The organism is Halomonas sp. AOP7-B1-5 (assembly GCF_052353045.1).
Taxonomy (GTDB): domain Bacteria; phylum Pseudomonadota; class Gammaproteobacteria; order Pseudomonadales; family Halomonadaceae; genus Vreelandella; species Vreelandella colorata.
The window spans coordinates 1-25,373 of sequence record NZ_JBQTDC010000037.1 but is presented as its reverse complement, the minus strand read 5'-3'; the positions used below and the strand labels follow the sequence as shown (position 1 = coordinate 25,373).

The window sequence follows — 25,373 nt, the reverse complement described above, 5'->3', positions numbered from 1 at the left end:
GGATCAAGCTCCCCACAGAATTTGAATGCCCCACACCAGGTATACGAAGATGGCCAGAATGATCAGCGTCTGGGCACCTACGCGCAGTAGAGTGGACTTAAGGTAATCGGTGGTTACGGTCCACAGGCCAATCCAGGCGTGCGCTGCGATAGAGATAAAGGCTAACAGCGAGAAGATCCGCATCCACGTTTGGTTAAACAGACCGCTCCAGGTGTAGTAGTCAAGGTCTGGATGCAACAGCAGGTAGGCCACCATAAAGACCGTATAAACGGCCAGTACGACCGCGGAAACGCGCTGCATCAGCCAGTCAGACAGCCCGCTACGGCCAAAACTTGTGATGTTGGTTACCATACCCAAACTCCTGCCAGAATAATCAGAACCGCACTGACCACTACGGTGATCTGTGCTTTTTGCACACTACCTTCTAGCGTCACGCCAATATCTGCATCCATTAACAGGTGTTTAATACCTGCCACAAAATGGAACGCCAAAGCAGATAGCAGACCCCATGCAATGAACTTCGCCAATACGTTATTGGCTAGCGCATTGCTAACAGCATCAAAGCCTGCCGGAGATGACAGTGACTTACCCAGCGCCCAAAAAGCGAAAATCAGGCCCACGAACAAAATAACCCCCGTAACACGGTGGGTAATCGACGTCAGTGCCGGAAGTGGGAAGTGTATCGTTGTTAGATCTAAATTTACGGGTCGTTTGCTATTCACGGCTTATACACACTCTCTTGGCCCGCTCTGCGACAGGTCGGGCATAGCCCGAGCGGGCAGTGGTTGCTGGAAGGGGCTCGGCCGTTTGCCAAGTCTGGCACGACCACCTACCTGCCGGTCGCGCGCCGTGGATTATAAGAACCTTCGCCCCTGCTGACAAACCGATCTCGGACCTAACTCGACTATAGAGCAAAAAAAAAGCTATCAACCCGAGTCGATTTTGCGTTGCAGCATCGATATAGTGACAGAGCTGAGATGATTTGATAAGCCTGTTAAGGAGTCGTCAAACCTCTGACACTTCGCTACTATAACGAGCAGCAACTATATACAAGTATTGTTCACAATAATAATTTTGCATAACTACGCTTGTACGTTTGATATGCATAAAATTTTCACATGACGTTTTGCAGCGATGACGCCTAGCGTTTTGACTAATTGACAAAATGTCGCACGCTTCTATAGTGGGCAAGCCTTTTCGCCGGCGCGGTCTGCGAAACAATGACTTTACGTCCAACCCGAATCCGAAAGGAGGCCAGCATGGCTGACAGGAAAGCAACATTGACGGTAGACGGTCTCGATAAATCGATCGAGCTACCCATGTATTCCGGCACACTTGGCCCTGACGTTATTGACGTTCGTGGACTAGGTGCTGAAGGCCTGTTTACCTACGATCCCGGCTTTATGGCCACCTCTTCCTGCCAATCTGCCATTACCTATATTGATGGCGGCAAGGGCGTACTGCTACACCGCGGTTACCCCATTGACCAACTGGCGAAAGAGTCCAACTTTGTTGAACTAAGCTACACTCTGCTGTTTGGTGAGCTGCCTAACGATGAGCAGTATGCGGATTTCGCGGCACGTATCCGCAACCATACGATGGTGCACGACCAAATCAACAACTTCTTCAAAGGGTTCCGCCGTGATGCGCACCCCATGTCGATTCTTTGTGGCGTAGTCGGCGGCTTGGCGGCTTTTTACCATGACCACATGGACATCACCAAAGAAGAAGACCGCATTATCAGCGCTATTCGTCTGATTGCCAAAATGCCTACTCTGGCGGCCATGTCGCACAAGTATAATGTTGGCCAGCCGTTTAACTATCCGCGCAACGACCTGAGCTATGCAGAGAATTTTCTCTACATGATGTTTAGCAACCCGTGCGAAGAGTACAAAATCAACCCAGTCTACGCGAAAGCGATGGATCGCATTTTCATGCTGCATGCCGATCATGAGCAGAATGCGTCTACCTCTACCGTACGCCTGGCAGGCTCTACCGGTGCCAACCCGTTTGCATGCATCAGTGCGGGTATCGCTGCACTATGGGGCCCAGCACACGGCGGCGCTAACGAAGCCGTACTGGCGATGCTTGATGAGATCGGCGACGACTCTGAAGAGAACATCCAGCGCTTTATTGATAAGGCAAAAGACAAAGAAGACCCGTTCAAGCTGATGGGCTTTGGTCACCGCGTATATCGCAACTTTGACCCTCGCGCCAAGGTAATGAAAGAGACCTGCGACGAAGTGCTTGCCGAACTAGGCATGGCTAACGATCCGCAGCTCAAAATTGCCAAACGCCTTGAACAAATTGCGCTGGAAGATGAATACTTCGTCGAGCGTAAGCTCTACCCGAACGTCGACTTTTACTCAGGCATCATTTTGAAAGCGATGGGCATTCCCACCAATATGTTCACGGTTATATTTGCCGTGTCGCGCACCATTGGCTGGATCTCTCATTGGCACGAAATGCTGAGCGAAAGTTATAAAATCGGTCGGCCTCGCCAGCTTTACATCGGCCACGACCAACGTGATTACCCGAAGAAATAAATTTTCGTCGGCGCACATCTAAATGAAGAAGGCCACCCTCGGGTGGCCTTCTTGGTTTACGTGCCTGCGCGCCTCTATATGGCCACTCCTTTTAACTCTCCACCTTATCTTTTGGCCATCACTACCCTACCTTATTGACGCCCCCTGTACGCACCTTTCAATGGGCCACTAAGCCAACTAGCCATACTTCAACCAAGATCTGTTCAAACGTCTATATCCCACCCTCTCAATAGACGAAAGCACCAGCCAAAAGGCTCGCAATAGGCTGTAATAGCGCTTGACTTTTTAAGGAGCCAGGATAGAAAAATGTTTTCCACACTATCTGTGGATAAGCTTGTTCATAACCTCGCAGGAATGCCCCACAATCGCCATGAACAGTGACCTAGCCTTAGATTGGTTATTTTTTAACCTCCCGTAAGTAATTGTTTTTAAACAAGATAAGCTATTTTGAATATTTTTCGCGGGTGCAGCAAGGGGTTGTGCACAACCTGCCCAAAGGATCACCAAAAGTGGACAAGTCAAGCAAAAAAACAGCAATTAAAGTGAGAATTTAGCCGTTTTTCAGACTAACAGGCAGGCAAAACGCAGCGAATGATTAACTCATTGCCACATTGATATCGGGATAGGAAAGTATAAAAAGAGATGGCGTCCCATAGGGGGTTCGAACCCCTGTTACCGCCGTGAAAGGGCGGTGTCCTAGACCACTAGACGAATGGGACGTTACGACAAATCTACTTAATTGGTGGAGCCTAGCGGGATCGAACCGCTGACCTCAACACTGCCAGTGTTGCGCTCTCCCAGCTGAGCTAAGGCCCCACATGTCTTGAAGACGGAGCGTATAGTACTGATTACGCTTGCCTTCGTCAACCTCTCAATCAAAGGAAAACGCCACCCTCTTAGTAGCTACATAAAGATGGCGTTTTCTGCAGCGATTAGCTTATCGAATTACAGGTCGCGATACTCTTTCTCAAAGCGCTTCACCTGTTTCTTGGAAACGCCGCCCAGTACATCAATAGCACTGCGCAGGCGCGCGCGGGTTACATCTGAGCCTAGTATCGCCATGGCATCCATAACGGATGTACTTGAGGCACTTCCCGTAATGGCGATAAACACAGGCGCCAGGAACGCTTTCATTTTAAGCTCAAAGTGTTCAGCGAGGCTTTTCACCTCTTCCAGTAGAGCTTCTTTATGCCAGGCTGGCACGACCTCAAGGCGCCAGACCAAAAACTGCAGCAGTTTTACCAGCTCCTCTTTATCCAGCTTCACGCTATCAAAATCATCTTCGCTGAGCGCAGGCAACCCGGAGAAAAAATGCCCGGCCAGCGGCATTACTTGTGAAAGCGTTTCTACCCGTGGGCGCACCTGCGGCAGAATCTGCTTCACATAAGCGTCATTGAACGCCCATTCGCGCAGCGCGTTAAGTAGCGCGTCATCATCTAGGTCCTCACGAATATAAACGCCGTTGAGCCAGGTGAGCTTTTCAAGATCAAATACCGGCCCGCCCAGCGATACTCGCTGGATATCAAACTCAGCCATCATATCGGATAGGCTAAATTTCTCGCGTTCATCGGGCATGGACCAACCCATGCGACCCAGGTAATTGGTAACTGCTTGGGGTAAAAAGCCCATACGGCGATAGTAATTAATCGACGTGGGGTTTTTACGTTTAGAAAGCTTGGACTTGTCGGGATTACGCAACAGCGGCATATGACATAGCTCAGGCATATCCCAACCAAAATATTCATACAACAGCTGATGTTTCGGCGCCGAGTTAATCCACTCTTCACCGCGTAGAACGTGAGTAATGTCCATTAAATGGTCATCGACGACGTTCGCCAGATGATAGGTAGGCATTCCGTCGGACTTGAGCAGTATCTGCGCATCGACCTGAGCCCACTCCACTTCAATCGTGCCACGCAGCATATCATTAACTACGCAGACGCCTTCGCCTGGCACCTTCATGCGTACTACGTAGGGCCAATCTTCTTGCTCACGACGAGCTACTTCCGCTTCATCCAAGGCCAAATCGCTTGGTTTCAGGGCCAGCTGCAAACCTTCGGCCTTACGGGATTCACGCAGCTCATCTAACTCTTCTGCGGTTCGGAAACATTTAAAGGCATGCCCGGCATCCAGCAACTGCTGAGCGTACTTCGCATAAATATCGCCACGCTCACTTTGGCGATAAGGGCCATGCGGGCCACCAACATCGGGACCTTCATCCCACTCAAGGCCTAGCCAGCGTAAGGAATCCAGAATCATTTGCTCTGACTCAGGCGTCGAGCGCACGCGATCCGTGTCCTCAATGCGCAAGATAAACTGGCCGCCATGCTGACGCGCAAAGCATAAATTGAACAGCGCAATATAAGCCGTACCAACGTGGGGGTCTCCTGTTGGGGAGGGTGCAATGCGAGTACGTACAGTCATGAAGACATCCTTAATAGCGAGAAAGCGTGGCGATATTATACCTACCCTACGCGCAACCAACAGCGTCATAAAGGGAACGACTAGCGTATAAAAGCGTCATATAAAAAGTCATAAGGTTATAGATTACAAGATGCGCGACATTGCACAATCGCTTAGTATGTCGCCGCGCCTATGATCGGCGATCATGCTGATAAAAAGTGTTTAAACACACCCAGCATGCCCACATCACCGCGCTTGCGGTGGAAGTAAACAGAACGAGCTGATAAAGCTCACTTATAGGAAATCGAAATGGAATCGCTAGGCTCACGAATCAAGCAATTGCGGCTTCGGGCCAAGCTCAATAAAGCTGCCCTAGCACGCAACGTTGGCGTGTCGGATGTCACTATCTCTTACTGGGAATCAGGCGCAATTAAGCAAATCGGTCATGAGCGCTTAGTCGCACTTGCCGAAGCGCTCGACTGCTCGCTTGCCACCCTGTTAGAAGGTGACACTGCTCCTCAACTATTGACGTTGACGCACACTGGCCCCCTCCCCTGGGAACAGGTACAGGCAACGACAATTACCGTGCCGCATCACCTGTCTTTAAACATTGACTGGAAGGCGCCATGCGTTATGGCCACTCCCGGTCCTGACACAGACTTCGCCCCTGTTGCAGCGAATGATCTACTGCTACTGGGTCCGACGCATGTGTTTCATAAAGCAGGGCATTACCTTATAAAACGTGATGATCGCTTTGTCCTTGAGCACTTTGCAAAAGCGCCCTCTGACACTGCTATTCACGCCGTACTACTCGCCCATTGGCGTTCTGTCTAAAGCATCCCCCTCCCCATAATATTTTAATGAACTTCCACCTGGTCACGTGTTCGTCTTGGTTCATCCCCCACCAAGAAACGGCGTGAGTAGGTGGCCAACTGTCCTAACCCATGGCGGGATTGGCTTACCAGCTCTCCCGCCAAATGCTCCCCACGGCGACCAATGCGATCTTGCACAGCCTCAGGCTGTACGCTTGCTGCGGAAAGCTGCACGCTTACTACATAAGTGCCATCCGGCAAACCGCTTCCCGAACCGAACGGGCCAGCACTGAAGCGACCATTATTTACATTGGTACGCGCATGCCAACGAACTCGACTTACTTCACGCTCTACAATGATCTGCACCTGCGCCTGATCAGGAAGATTGGTTTCGCCTTCAACCATTAAACGCCGGTCAGTGCGCAAGGAAACAGATGTCGAGATCGCCACCTCTAAAGGCGCGACCGATGCCTGCTCAACGTTTTTTGGCGCATCAGCAGGTAGAACGTTGCTGGATGTCTGATCCGATCGTTCACGAAGCGGTTCATGCTCCTCGTCACCACAACCTGCGATCAATAGCGACACGACCATTACTAAACCCACACCCGCTTGTAGCTTATACATAATGCTTCCTCGACAACGGCAGTTTACAGATTATCACTGCAGCCCTAAGACCACAGTGAATTAGGCCGTTCACGAAGTAAATTAAGTCGCCCAGCAGTGGCCTTTGCCATTGCGTTGACCTAACAGCGCTTTTATTTCATTTCAAAACCACGCTCGATCAGGAAGTCACGCATATGCGGACGCAGCTTGTTATCAAATAGCGGCTTTAGGTTTTGCGACCAGTCGGAATGTTTATTACCACTGCTACGCGATTGATAATACGTCTGCATGGTGTCATCAAACGCTTGCACCTGCGCGCTGTCGTCACTGTAGTAGTCTTCTTTTAAAATAGCCTCAACCGGCAGGCGGGGCTTTACTTCTGGCTCATGGGCCGGGTAGCCAAGGCACATACCAAATACGGGGTAAACATGCTCAGGCAGCTTTAAAAGATCGCTGACAGCCTGTGGATTATTGCGGATCCCGCCGATATAACAGATGCCCAACCCTTCGGATTCAGCGGCTGTCGCGACATTCTGGGCCATTAAAGCGGTGTCTACCGTGGCTACCAGCAGCTGCTCGGTCATTCCGCGTACGACGTTGGAACCCGCTCGCTCAGACGCCTCGGTTGGGCGTTTCATATCGGCACAGAAGACCAGAAAATCTGCACAGCTGGCAATATATGACTGCCCCCCCGCCAGCTCAGCAATCTGCTCGCGGTTAGCTGCGTTTTTGACATGAATAACCGTGTATGCCTGAACATGGCTGGACGTTGCAGCGCCTTGCCCTGCCTGGATAAGCTCGATCAGTAATTCGTGCGCAACGGGGCGATCGCTGAATTTTCGAATGGAGCGGTGGGATTTCAAGAGTTTAATAACGTCGTTCATGGTTCCTCGTCTAAATAGAGTATCGCTTATCGAACATTAGAATTGCACAGCACCACGCCGCTAGCTTACTGCTAAACGTTTCACCAAATAAGATGCAATATATTAGGCCTCAAGAAAAAGTATAGTGGGCCTGCTAGCGAAGCTGGCTATCTTTACTACCTCGACGATTATAACTGCCAGCATTCGACTGTTTTTTATCGTGCTCGTTCTGACAAGCAACGCATAGCCGTACACCGGGAACAGCAATACGGCGTGCCTCAGGGATCACCCCATCACACTCTTCACAATATTTACGACTTTCCCCCCGAGGGAGTCGGCTGCGAGCCAGCTCAACGGCATCGTCCAGCGTTCTTTCGATTTGCTCTTGTTCGGCACCATCCTTTGCCCATCCGCCTGCCATTATCTATCTCCTGTTTATTGGCCTACCTATCAAGATAGCAATAATAAGTCTTGCTGCTTAACAACGGAGAGTTTTGCTGATGTCGTAAAGCTGATTGATAAGCAGGTGGAGCCAAGCGTTAAATATTAGAGCGACAGACCAACAACCAAATAGGCGGCCAGAGAGAACAGAGCAACGGTCAATGCAAACGGGATTTGGGTTTTAATATGGTCAATGTGATCAGAAGCCGCCCCAGTGGACGCAAGCACCGAAGTGTCCGATAGCGGTGAGCAGTGATCTCCGAACACTCCTCCACCGGCTACGGCAGCAACCGTTGCATATATCAGCGGGGTAAGCACATCGCCACTAAAATTAAATGCCAGAGGCACTGCCAGCGGCATCATGATCGCGAAAGTACCCCAGGATGAACCTGTTGAAAAAGCTACCAATGCCGCAATTAGAAACGTCATGGCGGGCAACAGCGAAGGCGTAAGCCAGCCCGAGGAAATTTCCACGATATAGCTGGCGGTGCCCATATCCTTGGAAAGCTGATTAAGCGAATAAGCCAGCGCAAGAATAATAATGGCCGGCATAACGCCTTTCATTCCTGAAATTGCTGTTTTCATGATGTCGTTAAAGGGGATGCCTTGCAGGCGCATTACAACGCCCAGGAATACCGCAGCGGCCAAAAAAGCTTCCATGGTTTTAGCAGAACCCATGACAATGAAAGTTCCTACCGCGACACCAATAACAATCATTACCGGGGCAAAAAAGTTTAACAGTAGCCCCGTACGTGCGCCTTCATAGGCGGGAATTTCCGTCAACTCCTCACCCACCAGGGGCTCGGCACCATCGCGAAGCACTTTTCCTTCTTCTTGCGCACGCTTTTCGGCCTGACGCATGGGCCCAAATAGAGGAATGATGCCAATTATCACCAGGCCCACCATAAGTACAGAAAGCCAGGCATAGAGGTTAAAAGGGATCGCATTAAGAAATACGCCCATCGCCTGCCCGGCAGTTTCAATGGGCCCCATACCAATCAGCAGGCCAGAGATAAATACGGCCCACCCGGTGATTGGAACCAATACGCTGACCGGTGCGGATGTTGAGTCGGCAATATAGGCAAGCTTTTCACGGGAGACCCTGTAGCGGTCAGTCAAACCGCGCATCGTACTACCCACGAACAAGGGGCTGAAATAGTCGCTAAAGAAGACAAACATACCCATCAGCCAGGCTATGAGCTGAACGCGGACACGTGTTAAGGCGCGACGCTCAACCCAAGCCGTAAAGTTTTGGATGGCTCCGGTGCGCTGAAAGAAAGCAATGACCGTACCAATGAACAACTCGAGAAGCAGTATCCAGGAGAAGCTGGTCGTGCCCAACGTTTCCTTTAACAGGGTGGGAAAGCCCATCAAGCCATTCCCCAGTGTAATCACGCCGACAAAGCAGGCCACTGCTAATGAGAAAACGGTATTACGCGTAATAAATGCCAGGATAATAGCTAACGTGGCAGGAAGAATGGACAGCAATCCGATATGTGCTTGGGGATCCATAGGAATCTCTCTGTTTTTATAAGGAAGGAGCTTTCAAGTTTCACGTTTTGCTTTACGACGCTCGATACCGCTTTTTAAATAGAACCCCAGCTTGCGTATCGGGCTCGGGGGCATCCAGCTGGCTTTACCAAATAGCGATGCAATATCCTCAACCGGTAAACCTAACGCATGGCGCGCCAGGGCATCCCCCAAATAGGTGCCTTTGACTATTCCCCCACCGTTACACCCAGCCGAGACATACAGGCCTGACTGCAGTTCACCCCAAAACGGCGCGCCGTTATACGTCAGGCCCGTGGTTCCGCCCCACATCTTGTCGAAATGCACAGGGCCAAGCTCAGGATAGCGAGCCTCAAGACTGGCTTTCAGCTCAGCCTCAATAAGTGCATTGTCAGCCTCTTTTTCGTAGCTATAACGTGAGCGAATCATCAGCCGTCCATCACTGGTGGTTCGCAGCGTACAACCCAGGCGGTGCGCCGGCAGTAGTCCCCATTGCTCACTAATAATGCGCTGCTGGTCGGCGCTAGAGAGAGGAGGCGTTAATGCTGCATACGTATAGATGGCCGTTAACCGCGAGGTGTCAGCACCTAATGCACGCGAGAACGCATTGTTGGCAAGAATGACGGTTGGCGTTTTAACTTCGCCTTCAGGCGTGATTACGCGCCAGCCAGCGCCATCAGGTAAAACGCCGATAGCCGGTGAGCGTTCAAATAGCTGAATGGCAGGATCAAGGTTATCCACCAAGCCGGTGATCAGTGCAGCCGGTTGCACCAGATAGCAATCCGGCGAATAAAGCCCCTGCTGGTAGTAATTAGTGCCCAGCCGTTCATAAAGCTCAGCCTTATCAATAGCTTGATAGCTTAAGCCAGCCCCTTCGAGAAACTCACGGTATTGGTGTAGCGCATGCTGCCCAATATCGCTACGTGCCGCTCGATAGGTGCCGCTATGATGAAGCTGGCAATCAATGCCATATTGCTCGACTCGCTCACGCAATAGCGCCATCGTTTGGCGACTAAGCGCGTTCAACTTGGCCATACGCGCCAATTCATTGGGATGCGCGTCATTAGCTAGCGCCACTTCAAGCATGAAACCAGAATTTCGCCCAGGGCTACCTTCACCGATGCTATCGGCTTCAAGTAACGTAACGCGGTCTTGGGAATGATGTTTTTGCCACGCCATCGCCGCAGCCACACCCGTATAACCAGCGCCAATAATCACCACGTCGGCGACGTCAGAGCCTTGAAGAGATGGTTTTTCCTGGCGCGTGGGTAGCCAGTCGTTCCAGCCGCAACTTCGCTGGTGAGTAGGGTGAGTGGGTAGTGACATGGTAGTTATTCCAGATAAAGTAATCCGTGGGCCTGATCAATCATTTCGCGAACCTCAGAGTGCATGTTTTCCAGAACCTCTTTGCGGTGAGTGTCCGTCATGCGCGACTTGAGCATTGAGCAGCTCATCGCGCCCAACGGGTGCCCGCTATGATCAAGAATGGGAATAGCTAGCCCGGCGTATTCGGGCAGCAAAGAGCCTTCAACGCCCCGCGCAAATCCGTGCTCCTTTAGGTGGGTAATTTCAACGTTGACTGCCGCAATGGAAATCCCATACTCATTCAGAAGAGTTTCTGCATTGCGGCTTAATATGTCTTGTTGCTCTTCAACGGGAAGGTAAGCGAGCAGCGCAATAGAGGCTTGCCCTACGCCTAACGGCACACGTCCCCCCGTCGCTCGTACAAAACTGCCAACAGGATAGGCGCCGTTTTGGACTTCCAGGCAGACCGCATTAACGCCATCCTGAGCAAACAGATAAAAACTATCCCCAAGCCGTTGGGCTAGCGCCAATAACCTGGGACGAGACAAGTCACGAAGCCCCGCCCCATTACCCGCCTGAGCACCTAGCACCAGGAGTTCGTAACCCAATAGATAACGGCCTCTAACAGGTGATGAGCGCAAATAACCTTGCTGCTTAAGGCTTTTCAGCAAGCGATAAAGTGTGGGACGACTGAAGTCAAGCGCCGTTAAATAGTCGTCGATGCTTGCACCACGGTGGCCACCCTGCGCCGTCACTTTTAGTATCTGCATTGCATGAATCAGCGTGGCGGGCCCAGCACGATGAGATTGCTCATAAGTTGACATGGTTTTTATCATTATTGGCTTCTTTGTTTTAAAACATAACAAGACAAAACGACCAATTCATCTCACATAGTGAGACATGCAAATTAATACAATAAAACGACTTTTCCTTTGATGGAGAGTCAAAGGCGGAGTGTGATTAAAATCGTGTCTGACGTGATGAGCTAGATAGCAAGCACTAGACCGTAAGTGATCTTATAAGGCAGAAAAGGCGCTCAAAAGTGGCATCTGAGTTAACGTTCATACGCTTAAAAAATCAGATATTTTCTTGTCGGCGCAGACGTTATGCCGCCGCAGGCTATACTCTTTGTACTCCCCTTGAAATATAACGATGCTAGGAAGCCGCCATGAACAACATTACGCCGAATGCGCCTGGTCAAGAGTGGGATGCTGGCCAATATGCTAGAAATGCTGACTTTGTTTCCAAACTGGGTAGTGATGTCGTTAAGCTGCTCTCGCCTCAACCGGGCCAACGCATTTTAGACTTGGGCTGCGGTGACGGTGCATTAACTGAGCAATTGATGCAGCTCGGCGCCGATGTGTTAGGCGTTGATACCTCAGAGGACATGGTGGAGGCCGCCCGCCAACGCGGGATTACCGCGCGTCTGGTTGATGCGCACGACCTTCCATTTGATCACGAATTTGATGCCGTTTTTAGCAACGCTGCTCTGCACTGGATGCTTGACCCACAAGCGGTTCTGTCTGGCGTTAAGCGTGCATTGAAACCGGGCGGTCGGTTTGTCGCTGAGTTTGGTGGGCACGGTAACGTTGCGGCCATTTGCACCGCACTGATTGCGTCGCTTCAGTTTCGAGGGGTTAGCGCTCGCGGGCGGCATCCATGGTATTTCCCAACCACCGAAGAGTACGCCCACTTACTACAAACCGTTGGATTTCAGGTGGATTCCATCGAGCTGATCCCTCGCCCTACTGCGTTACCTACAGGCATGACAGGTTGGATTGAAACCTTCGCCAGCCCGTTTTTACATGGGCTGGAAGAGGATCTCCGCCACTCCATAATTGATAACACCATCATGCTGCTGAGCCATAGTTTAAACGATGGCCAAGGCAATTGGACCGCTGACTACGTACGCTTACGGGTATCAGCCCACGTCTAGTTTGTACTGAGAAGACGTTCTACTCAGCACCCTGACCAGGCTTGTTAACTTTCTTACCAGCCCGGTCAGGTGAAACACCAAAACGTTTATTTAAAACTCATCCCAATCATCAGCGGCCGTTTCTTTAACACCAACCTGTCGGGAAGGCTTTTTAGTAGAGGAGCTAGTCTCCGTAGACCATGATGAGGGCAATGCAGAAGACGCCAAATATACTGGGGCCTTACCTGCCTGCTCATCAAGGCGAAAAGTTGCCATGAGTTCGGCTAATTGACGCGCCTGATCTTCAAGCGCCCCAGCGGCGGCACTGGTTTGTTGCACCAGTGCGGCATTTTGCTGAGTGACTGAATCCATTTCCGTCAGCGCCGCATTTATTTGCTCGATACCTCCGGTTTGCTCACGGCTTGCCGTTGATATTTCGCCCATCAGGGCGGTTACCTGACCGATCGCCTGAACCGTTTGCTGAATGGTGTGCCCACTGCGTTCAGCCTGCGCGGCGCCACCTGTGATTTGCGACGTCGTTTGCTCAATTAAGCCACGAATTTCCTTGGCTGATTCCGCACTACGGGTGGCAAGCAAGCGAACTTCACTGGCGACGACCGCAAACCCGCGCCCTTGCTCACCGGCTCTAGCAGCTTCAACCGACGCATTAAGCGCCAGAATATTGGTTTGAAACGCAATCGAGTCGATCACACCGATAATATCGTTAACGCGATTCGCGCTGGCCGCAATGTCACGCATCAACTGCACCGTATGCTGAACTTCCTCTCCCCCCGCCTTGGCAGACTGCGAGGCCGCCACCGACAGCTGGTCGGCGGCTACCGCCGTTTCGGCATTTTTGCTCACCGTGGTCGACATTTCTTCCATGCTCGAAGCCGTCTGCTGAAGCGCCGATGCCTGCTGCTCGGTACGTGAGGAGAGATCCTGGCTTCCTACCGAGATATCGCCAGCACCGCTAAAGACACTTTCACTGCTGCTTCTTAACGAGATGACCAGCGTTTTTAGCTTAGCCTGCATTGTGGCTAACGCGCTAAATAGTTGGCCCACTTCGTTTCGACCCCGCGCTTCGATACGCCCGGTCAAGTCACCGTCGGCAATATGCGCAAAATGCGCTATCGCCTGGTTAAGCGGGTGTACTACGCCACGCATCATTGCTATACGGATAAGAATCGCCGCAACAAAGGAAATGAACAGCAAGACCAGGGCGATGACCCCGATTATTTGCGCTAGCTGGTCAACTTGCTCAATCACTCGCCGCCCTCGACTCTCGGTATAGGTAATAAAATCCCCCATGGCCTCGTCAAGCTGGGCGCTGCTCTCGCCTAACGCCTCCTGACGCCGCTGAACCTGAAACGGCGCCGCTTCCAGCAAAGGTATGATGCCATTAATAACGAACGCTTCGTAAGCCACCACTACCGCCTCGCGATAGCCTGCCAATTCGCTTTCCGATAGTACTGGAAGCGCTTGAAACTCATCAAAGCGCGCCTGCGCTGCGGCGACTGCTTCCGTCGCCATTAGTAGGCTGGCTTGGCCTTTTTCCGGGTTCCCCTGAGTGCTAAAGCTTGCAAAACGGTCCAGAAAAGTTTGCGCTCTTAACGCATTGACCTGGGTTCGGTTGGCAAGGTTCGTCAATCGCACATTGATATCGGCAAGCTCCTCAAGTGCTCGGCCACTTGTATGATTGGCGTAAAATCCAAGGCCACTGATCAATCCGATCATAAGTACCATCAATGCCAATGCAGCGGTCAAACCCCACTTAATCGAGAGATGCCTCATCTATTTGATCCCCTTGCTTTTTTAGATATTGATCATTAACAGAGGCCAGAATAAACCAAGCAGAAGCTTTTTACGGCGTACTATCGACCTATGTATAACGCGAGGACATAAAAAAGCCCACCGCAGCAAAAGCCCCGATGGGTGGTTAACACTCCTAATCGTTACTCACTTTCCGTTAGTCGGCAGAGTCCTTTAGCGTGGCCATGTCAATCACAAAACGATAGCGCACGTCGCCTTTCTCCATACGCTCGAAGCCTTCATTGATGTTATTGATATTCAGCATCTCGATATCACAGGTAATTCCCTTCTCAGCGCATAGCGCGAGCAGTTCCTCGGTCTCAGCAATACCGCCAATCAAGGAGCCAGCTACTACTCTGCGCTTGAGCACTAGGTTGAAGGCTTCAATAGCTGGTTCAATCGGCTCTAAAAGACCGACAATAATATGCGTGCCGTCGTATTTGAGTGATGCAAGGTAAGGATTCAAGTCATGCTGGACCGGCACGGTATCCAGCATGAAATCAAAACTTTCCGCGACAGCCTCCATCTGGGACGTGTCGCTTGAAACAACGACGTGGTCAGCGCCATTGCGCTTGGCCTCTTCTACCTTGGCATCTGAGCGGGTAAATACGGTAACTTCAGCACCCAACGCTTTGGCCAGTTTGACGCCCATGTGGCCTAGACCACCCATGCCGATAACGCCCACCTTGTGGCCTTTGCCTACACCGTAATGTTTGAGTGGCGAATAAGTGGTAATACCAGCACAAAGGATGGGCGCCGCAGAAGCCAGATCAATGCCGTCCGGCATCTTCATTACAAAGTGTTCGCTAACCACGATAGCATCTGAATAGCCGCCCTGAGTAATAGTGCTATCCTGCCGATCTAGGCTGCCGTAGGTCATGGTAAACCCTTCCAGACAGTACTGTTCCACGCCATCTTTGCACGCGCTGCAGGTCTGACAGGAGTCGACCATGCAGCCGACACCTACCAGGTCGCCTTCCTTGAAGCGGCTCACCTTGTGGCCTACTGCAGTGACACGGCCCACGATTTCATGGCCGGGCACAACCGGGTACTGACTCATGCCCCAATCGTTACGGGCAAAGTGCAGGTCGCTGTGACAAACCCCACAGTAAAGAATCTCAATGGCGACATCATCAGCACGCGGCTGACGACGCTCAAATGAAAAAGGCGCTAACGGTTTATCCGCCGCAAAGGCAGCGTAGGATTTGGCTTGGCTCATCAGATAAAACTCCTTAAATCGGTGATCCTCTTGACCACGAGGACGCCTGACTATTATTCGCCGATTGAGCAGCAATAACGATGAGCGAAGCTCCGTATTTTTTGCCTATTCCTCCATATAATTGTGATAAAATAACAAAAAATGGCCGATATTTGACATTATTATCTTAAGCTGCCCATTTTCAAACATTTCTGGCAGGTCTTCATGAGCACGCTGTTACCTACCTACCCGCCCTTGGCACGCATTATTGCAACGCTAACCAAGGCAGACGGCATCACCCAGACGCGCTTATCCGGCGTCTCACTGCTGTGTCTGGGGCGCCATCAAGCGCGCACTCCGTTACTGTACGAGCCCAGTCTGACCGTTATTGCTCTGGGCCGAAAAGTGGGCTATCTGGGCGATCGTGAAATTCACTATAACCCCGGGCAATACTTGGTACAGACCCTACCGCTGCCGTTTGAGTGTGAAACCTATGGTTCACCCGAAGCGCCACTGCTGGGTATTTCGGTAAAGTTGGATCCGGCGCTGTTAAGCGAAATGGTCATGGCCATGGGCGATATCAGCGCACCGACTATTTCCCCAAAACCCATGGCGTCGGTTGCCATGACATCAGGCATGCAGGAGGCGGTGGATCGGCTAGCCGTTACACTGACGTGCGCAACAGAATGCGCCATCATGGGAGCAGCACGCATTCGTGAAGTGGTTTTCGAGGCGCTGAAAGGGGAGCAAGGGCCAGCGCTTAGAGCACTAGTAAACGGACAGGGGCACTACTCACGAATAGTGCAGGTGTTGTCGAGGCTTCACGTAAGTTTCGCTGATGAGTTTAAGGTCGAGCAGTTAGCCCAGCAGGCCAGTATGAGCGTTTCGACGTTTCATCACTATTTCAAGCAGATTACTCGCGCTTCCCCTGCCCAGTATCTGAAGCGGCTGCGGCTAATAAAAGCTCAGCAGCTTCTGTCGCAGCAGGGGCATAACGTCAATCAGGCGGCATTGGCGGTGGGCTATCGTAGCGTGCCGCAATTCAGCCGCGACTATAAACGCTACTTTGGCGAATCTCCCCTGCAACATCGCCGCCAGGAGCAAATGCTGCAGGGGTAATTATCACTTACTTGGCCAGATTACGTGGCAAACTCACTTGGCAAAGATTTGGCTCTTGTCCTTGAATGCCTTGAACTCTAACGCGTTACCGCATGGGTCGAGCAAGAACATGGTGGCCTGCTCACCCACTTGGCCTTTAAAGCGCACGTAGGGCTCAATTACGAAAACGGTATTATGTGCCTTCAAGCGCTCGGCAAGCTCCTCCCACTCATCCCACTCTAGAATCACCCCAAAATGCGGCACCGGAACGTCGTGGCCATCTACCGGGTTGGTATGAGCGTTTTCTTGGCTGGGCGTTTTAGGATGCCCGTGAATCACAAGCTGGTGACCAAAGAAATTGAAGTCGACCCAGTTGTCACTGGAGCGCCCTTCTTCTAAGCCGAAAACGTCGTTGTAAAAAGCCCGAGCTAGCGCCACATCGTAAACCGGGATGGCAAGATGGAAAGGGGAAAGGCTCATAGTGGTCTCCTGTTAGCTATCGTTTTGTAAGGCGTGGCGCAAACAAAGTGCCAACCTGTATTAGTCATCCTAGGCCGCGCGATATAAAAATAAAATCAATATCTTTTTCATTAATTCACAAATATTATTTATCAATGATACGAGAATTGAAAACCTTAACGGCCGTTGCTCAAGAAGGCACCTTTGCCTCGGCAGGCCAAAAGATCGGCTTGACGCAAGCAGCCGTCAGCGCACAGATGAAGCGACTAGAAGAACAGCTGGGCGTTACCCTGTTTGCCCGAAAAGGCCGCGCGGCGGTATTAACGGCGCAAGGCCAGGAAGTACTTCAACAGGCACATACCCTATTAGCCCTTTACCGGACGCTTGGCGAAGCCAATGCCGATAAACCTGCCAGAACGCCGGTGAACATAGGCGCTATCGCCTCCATTCAGCGCTCGCTACTGCCCAGTGCCCTGGCTCGCTTTCACCGTGCCTATCCAGACTGTCGGAGCCGCGTGCTGCCGGGGCTTTCCATGGCACTGGTCAATCAGGTGGATGCAGGTGAGCTTGATATGGCGGCCATTATTCGGCCGTTTTTCTCGCTGCACAGCGATTTACGCTGGACACCGCTTGCCCATGAACCTTATCGGCTGATAGTCCCGACTTCTGTTGAAGGTGATGACTGGCGCGAGCTGCTGACCCGAGAACCTTTTGTGCGTTATGACCGCACCTCGTTTGGTGGCCGCCAGGTCGACCGCTTTTTACGCGCCCAGCATTGCCACGTGCGTGAGCTGTGTGAGGTGGATGAACTGGACACTATTATTCAACTGGTTGCCAACGGCGTGGGTATTGCCCTGGTGCCGGAGGTAGCCGCATTGCAGCCTTGGCCGCCAGCGGTGCGCGCCATCTCGCTAGGTGAACATACGTTTCATCGCGATGTAGGGTTGATTCATCGTGCCAGTAGCCAGCTGAGTGCCCCAGCCCGCGCCCTTGCCCAACTGATTTGTGAAGCCGCCAATTGTGATTATTGAAGCCAAAAAAACGCTAGCCCCTTGAAAGGGGCTAGCGTTATCGAGCGCACCTGATATGGCACGTTAGTGCATTCAGGTTTGAGTTGGCAAAACCTTACAGAGCAACTTCTTGTATTTCGGCGTCCTGCTCTTCGCTTTGTGTATCAACGTTTTCGTCAGCGCTGCTTTCTTCACCGGCATCAGCGGCTTCTGATTCAGGCTGTACGTTTTCAACTTCCGTTTGAACGTCTGTGTCTGTTTCAGCAGCATTCATCGGCTCATTCAGCTTAAGCGCTTCTGCCGTATATACACGCATTTCACGCAGCAGCTCTGGGTTTTCGGAAAGGCGCTGGCCGTAGGAAGGCACGATCTGGGTCAGTTTTTCCTGCCACTCGTCGCTTTGTACCTGCTCAGCGAACACGTTTTCCAGCAAATGCAGCATGATGGGCGGCGCGGTAGAGGCACCGGGTGAAGCACCCAGAAGTGCGGCAATAGAGCCGTCTTCAGAGCTTACCACTTCGGTACCAAACTGCAGGAGTCCGCCACGCTCAGGGTCATCCTTGATGATCTGAACCCGCTGGCCAGCAGTCCACAGCTCCCAATCATCGCTGTTCGCTTCGGGGTAAAAATCCTGCAGTGCTTCAAAGCGGTCATCATCTGACATCATTACCTGGCCCACCAGGTAGCGCACCAGGTTGAAATTGTGCATTCCTACCTGAGTTGTCGGCCAGATATTATCAAACGTCATGGAGCCAAATAGGTCAGTCCACGAGCCTTCTTTCAGAAACTTGCTCGAGAAAGTCGCAAACGGGCCATAGAACAGCGCTGGCTTGCCATCCAGGTTACGGAAGTCTAGGTGCGGCACCGACATTGGCGGAGAGCCTTCGCCCGCTTTGGCGTATACCTTGATCTGATGTTGAGACACAACGTCAGGATTGGTGGTGTACAGGAACTGACCGCCCACCGGGAAGCCGGCATAGGCATTCGCTTCCGGAATACCAGATTCCTGAAGTAGCGGCAGCGCGGCACCGCCAGCCCCAATAAACACAAACCGGGCGTCAACGGTGGATTCATCACCGCTTTCCAGGTTTTTAATCGTCACATGCCAGGTATCGTCGTCATTGCGTTCAAGGCCGCGCACTTCACTGTTAAGCGAGAGGGTGAAGTTATCGCTATCACCCAAGCCTTCAATCATCTGGCGAGCCTGGGCACCATAGTTAACTTCTGTACCCATCTGCATGCGGGTCGCGGCAACCGGCTCGTTGTCATCACGACCGACCATGACAAGCGGCATCCACTCAGCGATCTCCTGGCGATCTTCCGAGTATTCCATGCCTTCATATAGCGGGTTTTCAGTCATGCGTGCATAACGTTCGCGCAGGAAAGCGACATCGTCTTGCCCCCACACCAACGCGTGATGCGGTACCGAATTAATAAAGGCTTTGGGGTCGCTAAGAATCCCTTGGTCAACCTGATGGGCCCAGAACTGACGGGAAATTTCAAACTGTTCGGTAACATTAACCGCGCGCTCAATTTCAACGTGCTCGCCATCACCCGGCGTATAATTCATTTCCATAAAGGCAGAGTGGCCGCTGCCTGCGTTATTCCAGGCGTTGGAACTTTCTTCAGCAACCTGACTCAGGCGTTCGTAAAGATAGATATCCCAATCAGGTTCTAATTCTTGAAGATAGGTACCTAGTGTGGCGCTCATGATACCGCCACCAATTAATACAACATCAACAGGCTCATCAGCCGAAACGGGCATCGCTGCCATCGCCAGAAGCGGTGTGCAGAGTAAAAAACTAAAACGTTTGTGCATGTCATATCCAGACGATACATAAGTAACTTACCGAAGCTATAATCGCCCGGCATCGAGGGGGGGTATAATTTGTCGACTAAAGTCTAACAAAATTACGTCTTTTCGGAAACCAGCGCGGTAGATAAGCACAGAGGAAACAAAGATATGAGGCCTGAAGACCTTGAAAAACTGGTCACCCGTACGATGCCATTCGGCAAACACCAGGGCTGGCTGATTGCCGATCTGCCGGGGCCCTATCTTAACTGGTTTGCGCGGGAGGGATTTCCATCGGGAGAAATTGGCCAGCTGCTGCAACTAATGCAGGAGATTGACCATAACGGGCTGAGCGACTTGCTTGATCCGTTACGCAAGCCGTCTAAATAAGATTATGCGTTTGAACGCGATGCCAACGCCTGCTGATATTCAGCGCGATAAGCCTCCGTATGCTGTATGGGGTGAGCAGGAAAGCGCCCCAACGCGACGGCTTGCTCAAAGAACCCAGCGGCGGGCATATTTTCGCCTCGGCGGCTAACCACCAATGCAGCGATAAACGGCCGATGAGAAGCGGCATCGTCGCGCATAAGCTGTTCCAACGCCTGCGCTACCCGCTGAATAGTACGAGGAGGCGTCAAGCCCAATGCCGCCGCCACTTGTTGATAAGTCATCGGTAATGTTTTTTCCGGTGCCGTGGCGAGTAATTGACGCACGGCAGTGGCAACATCTGTCATAAAAGTCCTGTTAATGACTGTCTTGAGTACTGTCTCAAGTACTGTTTCAAGTACCGTCTCCGCCACTATCTTTATCGCTACCCATCGGGGCCTTAATGTTGCTCATTATAACTCTGAGGCGGTAAGGATTAGTGAACCTGGCTGCGCCTGGATCGACTTTCACGAAAGAGTATTTCCTCGGCATCCAGAGTCGCAATCGGTACCTCATGCTGAGCGGGAATGTCTCCCGATAGTTGAAGCGCCTGGTAACGCAGCGCGCACACGCGTAAAAACGAGGTGAAATTACCCAGGTCGTGTCCGGCATCGATAGATTCATGATATAGGCGAGTAATCAGTTGAGCCGTATTCATACCATCACGCGTGGCGATCTCTTCCAGAATGAGCCAGAAGTAGTGCTCCATTCGCACGCTCGTCACCATGCCATCAATACGCAGTGAATGCGTCGCGCTGGACCACAGCTCAGGATTGGCGTGAATAAAGAGTTTGCACATGGGTGTGATCTCTTAACGTTCAGATAAGTCGTTAGCATAGCGGGCAACGACGCTACGCGCCTAATGTCTGTAGATGCATGTCTGTAGATGCATGTCGGTTAGGCGCGCAGGCTTCGCTTTATATGATTATGCTAACGACCCAGTGCTCACTTGTTTAGCAGCGCCATAAATTGAGCAAGCCAAGCTGGGTGTGCTGGCCAAGCGGGCGCCGTTACCAGGTTGCCATCGGTTACCGCGTCACTTACGTCGATGCTGGCGAAATGCCCGCCCGCAAGCTCAACTTCTGGCTGGCAAGCCGGGTATGCAGAACACTGCCTTCCTTCGAGCACTTTTGCAGCGGCTAACAGTTGTGCGCCGTGGCAAATCGCGGCGACAGGCTTGTTGGCTTCAAAAAAGTGCCGAACCATCGTCAACACATCCTGATTCAAACGTAGGTATTCCGGAGCACGCCCACCGGGTACCACCAGGGCATCATAATCAGCGGGATCGATACGCTCAAAATCGGCATTGAGCGCAAATCGGTGACCAGGTTTTTCAGAATAGGTTTGATCACCTTCGAAATCATGAATCGCCGTCGCCACGGTGTCACCCGATGCCTTGCCAGGGCAAACAGCATCGACCTGATGGCCAACTGCCATCAATGCCTGGAAAGGAACCATGGTTTCGTAATCTTCAGTAAAGTCGCCAGTAATCATCAAGATACGCTTGCTGCTCATCTCCGCACTCCTTATTGTTTTATCATCGAGCACACGCTGAGTGTGTAACACAAGCCTAACAAGCGCTTTTACTTCAGGGGTAGTACGTCATTACTACACTGTTTTTTATGACCAAGAACGCGCCTTCAAAGCGGTAAGTGAATAATCGCGCGCTTTATCTGGTGCTCTTCAAGCCATAATTTGCCAAGCGTAATGGGTAGTTTAAAGCGACGCTTGCCCGCCGCGCCGGGGTTAAATAGCAGGCGATCCTCTTGCCACTCGTTACGCGGCTTGTGAGAGTGGCCATGCAAAACCACATCACAAGGCGTCGCTTCATCGAAATCGATAAGGCGATGTACCAGATGCAGCCGCCAACCATTTACGTCAAGCGAATGGGTTAGCGGCAATGACTCGGCCCATGGAGCGGTATCGATGTTGCCCTTAACCACAAACAGCGGCGCTATTTGCTCAAGGCGATCAAGAATGGACTGATCTTCCGGCTTTTGGCCGACATCGCCTAAATGAAGAATGAGCCCACACCCCGTTAAGTAAGTGAGGGCTTCATCGCGTAGCAACCCATGCGTGTCGGCAATCACGCCGACAGGTGCATCGAGCGTCAATAAGGACTCGGGTTTAGTGCACGAGGTCACTAATGGATTCCTTACCGTTCAAGAGTGTGAACTCCTTATCTTTCAACGTAGGTGTTTTCACAACGTGCAGTAAGGCATGAGCAACATCTGCCCGGGTAATGGATTGTTCAGGAGATGCCTGCATCGTTCCGGCAAATCCGTGCGTTGCCTTCTCATCAGTCAAGGGGCCCGGCTTGAGGATGACGTGGGGAACTTTGGCAAAGCGTAGGTGGCTATCCGCGGCAAACTTGGCAGCCATGTAAGGGCGCATCTTTTCGGGTGCATCCAAAGGGCGCTCTGCGCGAATAGCGCTCACCATAATATAGCGATCAAGCCCTTTTTCACTGGCAATGTCGGCGGCCCGAATAGCACCAAACAGATCGATCATGAGCGTTTTATCCGGGCCGGTGTGCGGGCCAGAACCCGCTGTAAAAACGACCTGATGGCAATCTTCGAACGCATGTTCAAGCTCACCTTCAAGGTCGGCGATCACCGTTTCGATGCCGCGTTCAGTAAACCAGGCAGCTTGCTCATCCTTGCGCACCATGGCCTTGATCGGCACATCAGCCTGTTTGGCCAGCTCGCAAAACTGTTTACCGATCTGCCCGTTGGCGCCAATCACTAATGTCGTCATTTCACTTCCTTGATTTGGATGACTGTCTCTTGATGGGTGCAGGCACCTCGGCTATAAATCAACCCCTAAAACGCAACACAGCGAACGTGCCTAAGACACGTTCGCTGAAAGAAAGCACGGCGGCGATGGTTAGGTTAACTGCATCGGTGCCTTATGTTGCGGTAATGAAAGTGCATTTTGCCCAACGCTGTCGCTAACCCTGAAGCGGCTAACCAGCGTATGCATATCACCGGCACGCTCATCAAGCTCCTGACTCGCGCTTGAAGCATCCTGCACTAAGCGAGCGTTCTGGTGGGTTACCTGATCTAGCTGGGAAATCGCCTGGTTGATCTGCTCGATCCCCGTCGACTGCTCTTGCGTTGCGTCGGCGATCTCGGTCACGTAGCGCGTGACTTCAGAGAGACTATCGATAATTTCCTGAAGGTGCGTGCTGGAGGCATTTACCAACTCCTCACCCTCGCTGACCTTGGCCACGCTATCATCGACCAGATGGCGGATTTGCGCCGCCTCATCCGCACTGCGCCCGGCAAGCTTACGCACTTCCTGGGCCACTACCGCAAAGCCACGCCCCTGTTCGCCTGCACGAGCGGCCTCTACGGAGGCATTTAGCGCCAGTAAGTTGGTCTGGAAAGCAATATCGTCAATGGCTTTAATGATTGAGGTGATTTTCTCGCTCGCTTCGCGAATGTCACTCATCGCGGCTGTAGTGCGCTTGGCGATATCACCTGCCGAACGTGCCCGCTGATCGACACTACCACTGGCATCTTTGGCCTGGTCGGCATAGTCAGCGGTTTGCTTAACCGTTGCGGTAATTTGCTCAAGGCTCGACGCTGTTTCCGCAAGCGAAGCGGACTGCTGGTCAGTACGCTGGGAGAGGTTTTCATTACCGCTGGCAATCTGTCGGCTACTCGCAGCAATGGCCTCAGCGCTTTCCCGAATCTGTGCAACCATACCTTCAAACGTATCCATCATCCGGTTAAAGGCCTGAGCGGTTTGGCCCACTTCATCATTGCGCTGTAACATCAGGCGCTGTGAAAGGTCGGCATTTTCACCGGCGGCACCGCTAATATTTTCCATCTGACGACGCATGGCGACCAGCGGGCCTAGAACACGTACCAGCGTACGCCAGCCAAAGATGGCCAGTAGCGTAACAACTCCAAGCGTTACGCCAATCAGCAGCGTCAAACCGGTAGCTGCTAAGGCTTCAGCCCGGTTAACGGCACTATCCGCCTGAGCAACGGCGTAGTTTTCTACCTCGCCTAGCGCTTGCTGCATTGCTTGCATAGCGCTTGCGACATTCGTAAGCGCTATCTGAACCTGCTCACTGAGCTCCAGCTGCTGCTCACGCAGCATAGACACCGACATGGGGCCGGTTATCATGATGCTTTCAAGCTCGTCGACCACCTCAGACAGCGCAGTGACCATACGCGCCTGATTTCTATCGGAATTAGGCGCATCGAGAATAGCGGATAATGAACTACGCACCTGGCTAAACTGCGTTTCAATAAACTGCTGACGTAACATGGAAAGCATCCCGCTATTGGACGCCTGTACCATTTGATGGCCATATCCTGCCAACATCGCCAGTGCCGTACGTACATCGGCACTATAACGCCCTATATTGGCGCCCTGAACAAACAAACCATCCAGAATCGTTGTGGGTAGCGTGGTCATGTCATCTTCACGCCACGCCTCCATAAGGTCCCTTTGATCACGCTGATAGCGCTGCTGATTAAGCACCGAAACGTTAGCGATCTCTTCCGCGCTACTCATGGCGCTACTCACAAACATTTCCATGTTGCCCAGCTGGGCGTCCATTTCCGATTTCAGATTAAGCTCAACCTGACGCACCATTTCAAGCTCAGCATCACCGTCCAATAGCGCATTATAATGACTATCGAGGGTTGCCAGCTGCGCTTGAGCCCCGTCCTCTTTCAGCGCTTCGCGTGCATCCATAAAACGTTGATTAAGTGTCTCTTCAGACACGACGTTTTCCAGTGCAGACTCATCTTCTGCAGCGAGCAGCTCACTATGGCGTTGGCCAAAAGCGGCCATGGTCAGTACCAAACGGCGGCTGGCATCCTGAAGGGGAAGCACCTCATCGGTAATAGTGTGCTGGGAGTTGATAAGCCGCTGATTGGTAAACCAACCGGTAGCAGCAAGCGCAACCGCGCCCAGCATTGCCATGATGAAAAGGCTGATTAACATGGCGCGGATACTGAAAGTCTTTTTCATTATGGGTGTTCGCTTGTGTCAGAAGTTATACAGGTAACGTCTGCTTTTTTTTGAAAAAGCACCTCTAATAAGGCGGCTAAGGATAACCGCTTAGGGCAAGGGTTAGGTATTCATTTTCCAAAAAATCGATATAAATGACGGCCTTGAGCGCCATTACAACGCTCTTTCCAAAAACAGATATCACGCTAC

The 25,373-nt window shown here is 51.8% G+C and carries 25 protein-coding genes and 2 tRNA genes; 6 read left to right on the top strand and 21 right to left on the bottom strand.

What is annotated here, in order from left to right; genetic code table 11:
* Nucleotides 1–3 precede the first annotated feature (3 nt).
* Nucleotides 4–351 carry a succinate dehydrogenase, hydrophobic membrane anchor protein gene (sdhD, locus tag ACT3XD_RS15825; RefSeq protein WP_018916609.1) on the bottom strand — a complete coding sequence of 116 codons (348 nt, stop codon included), beginning with the start codon at nucleotides 349–351 and terminating at the stop codon, nucleotides 4–6.
* Nucleotides 345–722 (bottom strand): succinate dehydrogenase, cytochrome b556 subunit, encoded by a 378-nt coding sequence (gene sdhC / locus ACT3XD_RS15820; RefSeq protein ID WP_026285629.1) that lies wholly within the window; start codon nucleotides 720–722, stop codon nucleotides 345–347. Before sdhC ends, sdhD begins: the two co-directional genes overlap by 7 nt.
* A gap of 537 nt (nucleotides 723–1,259) precedes the next feature.
* Here sdhC and gltA point away from each other — a divergent pair.
* Complete coding sequence (gene gltA, locus ACT3XD_RS15815) at nucleotides 1,260–2,546, top strand: citrate synthase (protein ID WP_192536918.1); 1,287 nt, start codon at nucleotides 1,260–1,262, stop codon at nucleotides 2,544–2,546.
* Between the two features lie 643 nt (nucleotides 2,547–3,189).
* On the opposite strand, the gene ACT3XD_RS15810 is transcribed toward gltA, so the two are convergent.
* The 3 genes from ACT3XD_RS15810 to gltX form a co-directional block, all read right to left on the bottom strand.
* Nucleotides 3,190–3,265: transfer RNA gene (locus ACT3XD_RS15810), tRNA-Glu, on the bottom strand.
* A 21-nt stretch (nucleotides 3,266–3,286) separates the two neighbouring features.
* A tRNA-Ala gene (locus tag ACT3XD_RS15805) sits at nucleotides 3,287–3,362 on the bottom strand.
* 129 nt (nucleotides 3,363–3,491) lie between these two features.
* Nucleotides 3,492–4,970, bottom strand: coding sequence for a glutamate--tRNA ligase (gene gltX / locus ACT3XD_RS15800; RefSeq protein ID WP_192536917.1), 1,479 nt, complete (start codon nucleotides 4,968–4,970; stop codon nucleotides 3,492–3,494).
* A gap of 288 nt (nucleotides 4,971–5,258) precedes the next feature.
* Here gltX and ACT3XD_RS15795 point away from each other — a divergent pair, with 288 nt between their 5' ends.
* Nucleotides 5,259–5,783 (top strand): helix-turn-helix domain-containing protein, encoded by a 525-nt coding sequence (locus tag ACT3XD_RS15795; protein ID WP_192536916.1) that lies wholly within the window; start codon nucleotides 5,259–5,261, stop codon nucleotides 5,781–5,783.
* Between the two features lie 23 nt (nucleotides 5,784–5,806).
* Here ACT3XD_RS15795 and ACT3XD_RS15790 read toward each other — a convergent pair whose 3' ends face one another.
* The 6 genes from ACT3XD_RS15790 to ACT3XD_RS15765 form a co-directional block, all read right to left on the bottom strand.
* Nucleotides 5,807–6,385: a hypothetical protein gene (locus ACT3XD_RS15790; RefSeq protein ID WP_192536915.1), complete on the bottom strand. Its 579-nt coding sequence runs from the start codon at nucleotides 6,383–6,385 to the stop codon at nucleotides 5,807–5,809.
* A gap of 131 nt (nucleotides 6,386–6,516) precedes the next feature.
* Nucleotides 6,517–7,248, bottom strand: coding sequence for an oxygen-insensitive NADPH nitroreductase (gene nfsA, locus ACT3XD_RS15785; protein WP_192536914.1), 732 nt, complete (start codon nucleotides 7,246–7,248; stop codon nucleotides 6,517–6,519).
* A 133-nt stretch (nucleotides 7,249–7,381) separates the two neighbouring features.
* Complete coding sequence (locus ACT3XD_RS15780) at nucleotides 7,382–7,648, bottom strand: DksA/TraR family C4-type zinc finger protein (RefSeq protein WP_192536913.1); 267 nt, start codon at nucleotides 7,646–7,648, stop codon at nucleotides 7,382–7,384.
* Between the two features lie 125 nt (nucleotides 7,649–7,773).
* Nucleotides 7,774–9,180, bottom strand: a complete 1,407-nt coding sequence (locus ACT3XD_RS15775) for a Na+/H+ antiporter NhaC family protein (RefSeq protein ID WP_192536912.1) — start codon at nucleotides 9,178–9,180, stop codon at nucleotides 7,774–7,776.
* A gap of 33 nt (nucleotides 9,181–9,213) precedes the next feature.
* Entirely contained in the window at nucleotides 9,214–10,503 is a 1,290-nt protein-coding gene (locus ACT3XD_RS15770; RefSeq protein WP_192536911.1) for an NAD(P)/FAD-dependent oxidoreductase, read from the bottom strand.
* A 5-nt stretch (nucleotides 10,504–10,508) separates the two neighbouring features.
* Entirely contained in the window at nucleotides 10,509–11,306 is a 798-nt protein-coding gene (locus ACT3XD_RS15765; RefSeq protein WP_225736030.1) for an IclR family transcriptional regulator, read from the bottom strand.
* Nucleotides 11,307–11,650: 344 nt separating this feature from the next.
* Here ACT3XD_RS15765 and ACT3XD_RS15760 point away from each other — a divergent pair, with 344 nt between their 5' ends.
* Complete coding sequence (locus ACT3XD_RS15760) at nucleotides 11,651–12,418, top strand: class I SAM-dependent methyltransferase (protein ID WP_192536909.1); 768 nt, start codon at nucleotides 11,651–11,653, stop codon at nucleotides 12,416–12,418.
* A gap of 90 nt (nucleotides 12,419–12,508) precedes the next feature.
* Here the strand turns inward: ACT3XD_RS15760 and ACT3XD_RS15755 are convergent, their stop codons facing one another.
* Both ACT3XD_RS15755 and ACT3XD_RS15750 read right to left on the bottom strand, forming a co-directional pair.
* Nucleotides 12,509–14,191: a methyl-accepting chemotaxis protein gene (locus tag ACT3XD_RS15755; RefSeq protein WP_192536908.1), complete on the bottom strand. Its 1,683-nt coding sequence runs from the start codon at nucleotides 14,189–14,191 to the stop codon at nucleotides 12,509–12,511.
* A gap of 175 nt (nucleotides 14,192–14,366) precedes the next feature.
* Nucleotides 14,367–15,428: an NAD(P)-dependent alcohol dehydrogenase gene (locus ACT3XD_RS15750; protein ID WP_192536907.1), complete on the bottom strand. Its 1,062-nt coding sequence runs from the start codon at nucleotides 15,426–15,428 to the stop codon at nucleotides 14,367–14,369.
* Nucleotides 15,429–15,632: 204 nt separating this feature from the next.
* On the opposite strand from ACT3XD_RS15750, the gene ACT3XD_RS15745 reads away from it, so the two are divergent.
* Nucleotides 15,633–16,526 (top strand): AraC family transcriptional regulator, encoded by an 894-nt coding sequence (locus ACT3XD_RS15745; RefSeq protein ID WP_192536906.1) that lies wholly within the window; start codon nucleotides 15,633–15,635, stop codon nucleotides 16,524–16,526.
* 33 nt (nucleotides 16,527–16,559) lie between these two features.
* Here the strand turns inward: ACT3XD_RS15745 and ACT3XD_RS15740 are convergent, their stop codons facing one another.
* Complete coding sequence (locus tag ACT3XD_RS15740) at nucleotides 16,560–16,985, bottom strand: VOC family protein (RefSeq protein ID WP_192536905.1); 426 nt, start codon at nucleotides 16,983–16,985, stop codon at nucleotides 16,560–16,562.
* A 134-nt stretch (nucleotides 16,986–17,119) separates the two neighbouring features.
* On the opposite strand from ACT3XD_RS15740, the gene ACT3XD_RS15735 reads away from it, so the two are divergent.
* A complete protein-coding gene (locus ACT3XD_RS15735) occupies nucleotides 17,120–17,995 on the top strand; it encodes a LysR substrate-binding domain-containing protein (RefSeq protein ID WP_192536904.1) in 876 nt (291 codons plus the stop codon).
* A 94-nt stretch (nucleotides 17,996–18,089) separates the two neighbouring features.
* Here ACT3XD_RS15735 and mqo read toward each other — a convergent pair whose 3' ends face one another.
* Nucleotides 18,090–19,793 carry a malate dehydrogenase (quinone) gene (mqo, locus tag ACT3XD_RS15730; protein WP_192536903.1) on the bottom strand — a complete coding sequence of 568 codons (1,704 nt, stop codon included), beginning with the start codon at nucleotides 19,791–19,793 and terminating at the stop codon, nucleotides 18,090–18,092.
* Nucleotides 19,794–19,937: 144 nt separating this feature from the next.
* On the opposite strand from mqo, the gene ACT3XD_RS15725 reads away from it, so the two are divergent.
* On the top strand, nucleotides 19,938–20,156 hold the full coding sequence (locus ACT3XD_RS15725; protein WP_192536902.1) for a DUF3820 family protein: 219 nt from the start codon (nucleotides 19,938–19,940) through the stop codon (nucleotides 20,154–20,156).
* Between the two features lie 2 nt (nucleotides 20,157–20,158).
* On the opposite strand, the gene ACT3XD_RS15720 is transcribed toward ACT3XD_RS15725, so the two are convergent.
* From ACT3XD_RS15720 to ACT3XD_RS15695, 6 genes are all read right to left on the bottom strand, one after another.
* Nucleotides 20,159–20,500 carry a hypothetical protein gene (locus ACT3XD_RS15720; RefSeq protein WP_192536901.1) on the bottom strand — a complete coding sequence of 114 codons (342 nt, stop codon included), beginning with the start codon at nucleotides 20,498–20,500 and terminating at the stop codon, nucleotides 20,159–20,161.
* Nucleotides 20,501–20,628: 128 nt separating this feature from the next.
* Entirely contained in the window at nucleotides 20,629–20,991 is a 363-nt protein-coding gene (locus tag ACT3XD_RS15715) for a ribbon-helix-helix domain-containing protein (RefSeq protein WP_192536900.1), read from the bottom strand.
* A gap of 146 nt (nucleotides 20,992–21,137) precedes the next feature.
* Nucleotides 21,138–21,707 (bottom strand): DJ-1/PfpI family protein, encoded by a 570-nt coding sequence (locus ACT3XD_RS15710; protein ID WP_018916588.1) that lies wholly within the window; start codon nucleotides 21,705–21,707, stop codon nucleotides 21,138–21,140.
* Nucleotides 21,708–21,832: 125 nt separating this feature from the next.
* Entirely contained in the window at nucleotides 21,833–22,336 is a 504-nt protein-coding gene (locus ACT3XD_RS15705) for a metallophosphoesterase family protein (RefSeq protein ID WP_192536899.1), read from the bottom strand.
* On the bottom strand, nucleotides 22,320–22,949 hold the full coding sequence (locus ACT3XD_RS15700; RefSeq protein ID WP_192536898.1) for an SDR family oxidoreductase: 630 nt from the start codon (nucleotides 22,947–22,949) through the stop codon (nucleotides 22,320–22,322). The genes ACT3XD_RS15705 and ACT3XD_RS15700 overlap by 17 nt, the downstream gene beginning before the upstream one ends.
* 129 nt (nucleotides 22,950–23,078) lie before the next feature.
* A complete protein-coding gene (locus tag ACT3XD_RS15695; protein WP_192536897.1) occupies nucleotides 23,079–25,184 on the bottom strand; it encodes a methyl-accepting chemotaxis protein in 2,106 nt (701 codons plus the stop codon).
* Nucleotides 25,185–25,373: the final 189 nt, after the last annotated feature.

Coding starts and splice junctions, on each gene's coding strand:
- sdhD (WP_018916609.1), bottom strand. CDS start 351: ATGGTAACCAACATCACAAGTTTTGGCCGTAGCGGGCTGTCTGACTGG.
- gltA (WP_192536918.1), top strand. CDS start 1,260: ATGGCTGACAGGAAAGCAACATTGACGGTAGACGGTCTCGATAAATCG.
- gltX (WP_192536917.1), bottom strand. CDS start 4,970: ATGACTGTACGTACTCGCATTGCACCCTCCCCAACAGGAGACCCCCAC.
- ACT3XD_RS15795 (WP_192536916.1), top strand. CDS start 5,259: ATGGAATCGCTAGGCTCACGAATCAAGCAATTGCGGCTTCGGGCCAAG.
- ACT3XD_RS15790 (WP_192536915.1), bottom strand. CDS start 6,385: ATGTATAAGCTACAAGCGGGTGTGGGTTTAGTAATGGTCGTGTCGCTA.
- nfsA (WP_192536914.1), bottom strand. CDS start 7,248: ATGAACGACGTTATTAAACTCTTGAAATCCCACCGCTCCATTCGAAAA.
- ACT3XD_RS15780 (WP_192536913.1), bottom strand. CDS start 7,648: ATGGCAGGCGGATGGGCAAAGGATGGTGCCGAACAAGAGCAAATCGAA.
- ACT3XD_RS15775 (WP_192536912.1), bottom strand. CDS start 9,180: ATGGATCCCCAAGCACATATCGGATTGCTGTCCATTCTTCCTGCCACG.
- ACT3XD_RS15770 (WP_192536911.1), bottom strand. CDS start 10,503: ATGTCACTACCCACTCACCCTACTCACCAGCGAAGTTGCGGCTGGAAC.
- ACT3XD_RS15765 (WP_225736030.1), bottom strand. CDS start 11,306: ATGTCAACTTATGAGCAATCTCATCGTGCTGGGCCCGCCACGCTGATT.
- ACT3XD_RS15760 (WP_192536909.1), top strand. CDS start 11,651: ATGAACAACATTACGCCGAATGCGCCTGGTCAAGAGTGGGATGCTGGC.
- ACT3XD_RS15755 (WP_192536908.1), bottom strand. CDS start 14,191: ATGAGGCATCTCTCGATTAAGTGGGGTTTGACCGCTGCATTGGCATTG.
- ACT3XD_RS15750 (WP_192536907.1), bottom strand. CDS start 15,428: ATGAGCCAAGCCAAATCCTACGCTGCCTTTGCGGCGGATAAACCGTTA.
- ACT3XD_RS15745 (WP_192536906.1), top strand. CDS start 15,633: ATGAGCACGCTGTTACCTACCTACCCGCCCTTGGCACGCATTATTGCA.
- ACT3XD_RS15740 (WP_192536905.1), bottom strand. CDS start 16,985: ATGAGCCTTTCCCCTTTCCATCTTGCCATCCCGGTTTACGATGTGGCG.
- ACT3XD_RS15735 (WP_192536904.1), top strand. CDS start 17,120: ATGATACGAGAATTGAAAACCTTAACGGCCGTTGCTCAAGAAGGCACC.
- mqo (WP_192536903.1), bottom strand. CDS start 19,793: ATGCACAAACGTTTTAGTTTTTTACTCTGCACACCGCTTCTGGCGATG.
- ACT3XD_RS15725 (WP_192536902.1), top strand. CDS start 19,938: ATGAGGCCTGAAGACCTTGAAAAACTGGTCACCCGTACGATGCCATTC.
- ACT3XD_RS15720 (WP_192536901.1), bottom strand. CDS start 20,500: ATGACAGATGTTGCCACTGCCGTGCGTCAATTACTCGCCACGGCACCG.
- ACT3XD_RS15715 (WP_192536900.1), bottom strand. CDS start 20,991: ATGTGCAAACTCTTTATTCACGCCAATCCTGAGCTGTGGTCCAGCGCG.
- ACT3XD_RS15710 (WP_018916588.1), bottom strand. CDS start 21,707: ATGAGCAGCAAGCGTATCTTGATGATTACTGGCGACTTTACTGAAGAT.
- ACT3XD_RS15700 (WP_192536898.1), bottom strand. CDS start 22,949: ATGACGACATTAGTGATTGGCGCCAACGGGCAGATCGGTAAACAGTTT.
- ACT3XD_RS15695 (WP_192536897.1), bottom strand. CDS start 25,184: ATGAAAAAGACTTTCAGTATCCGCGCCATGTTAATCAGCCTTTTCATC.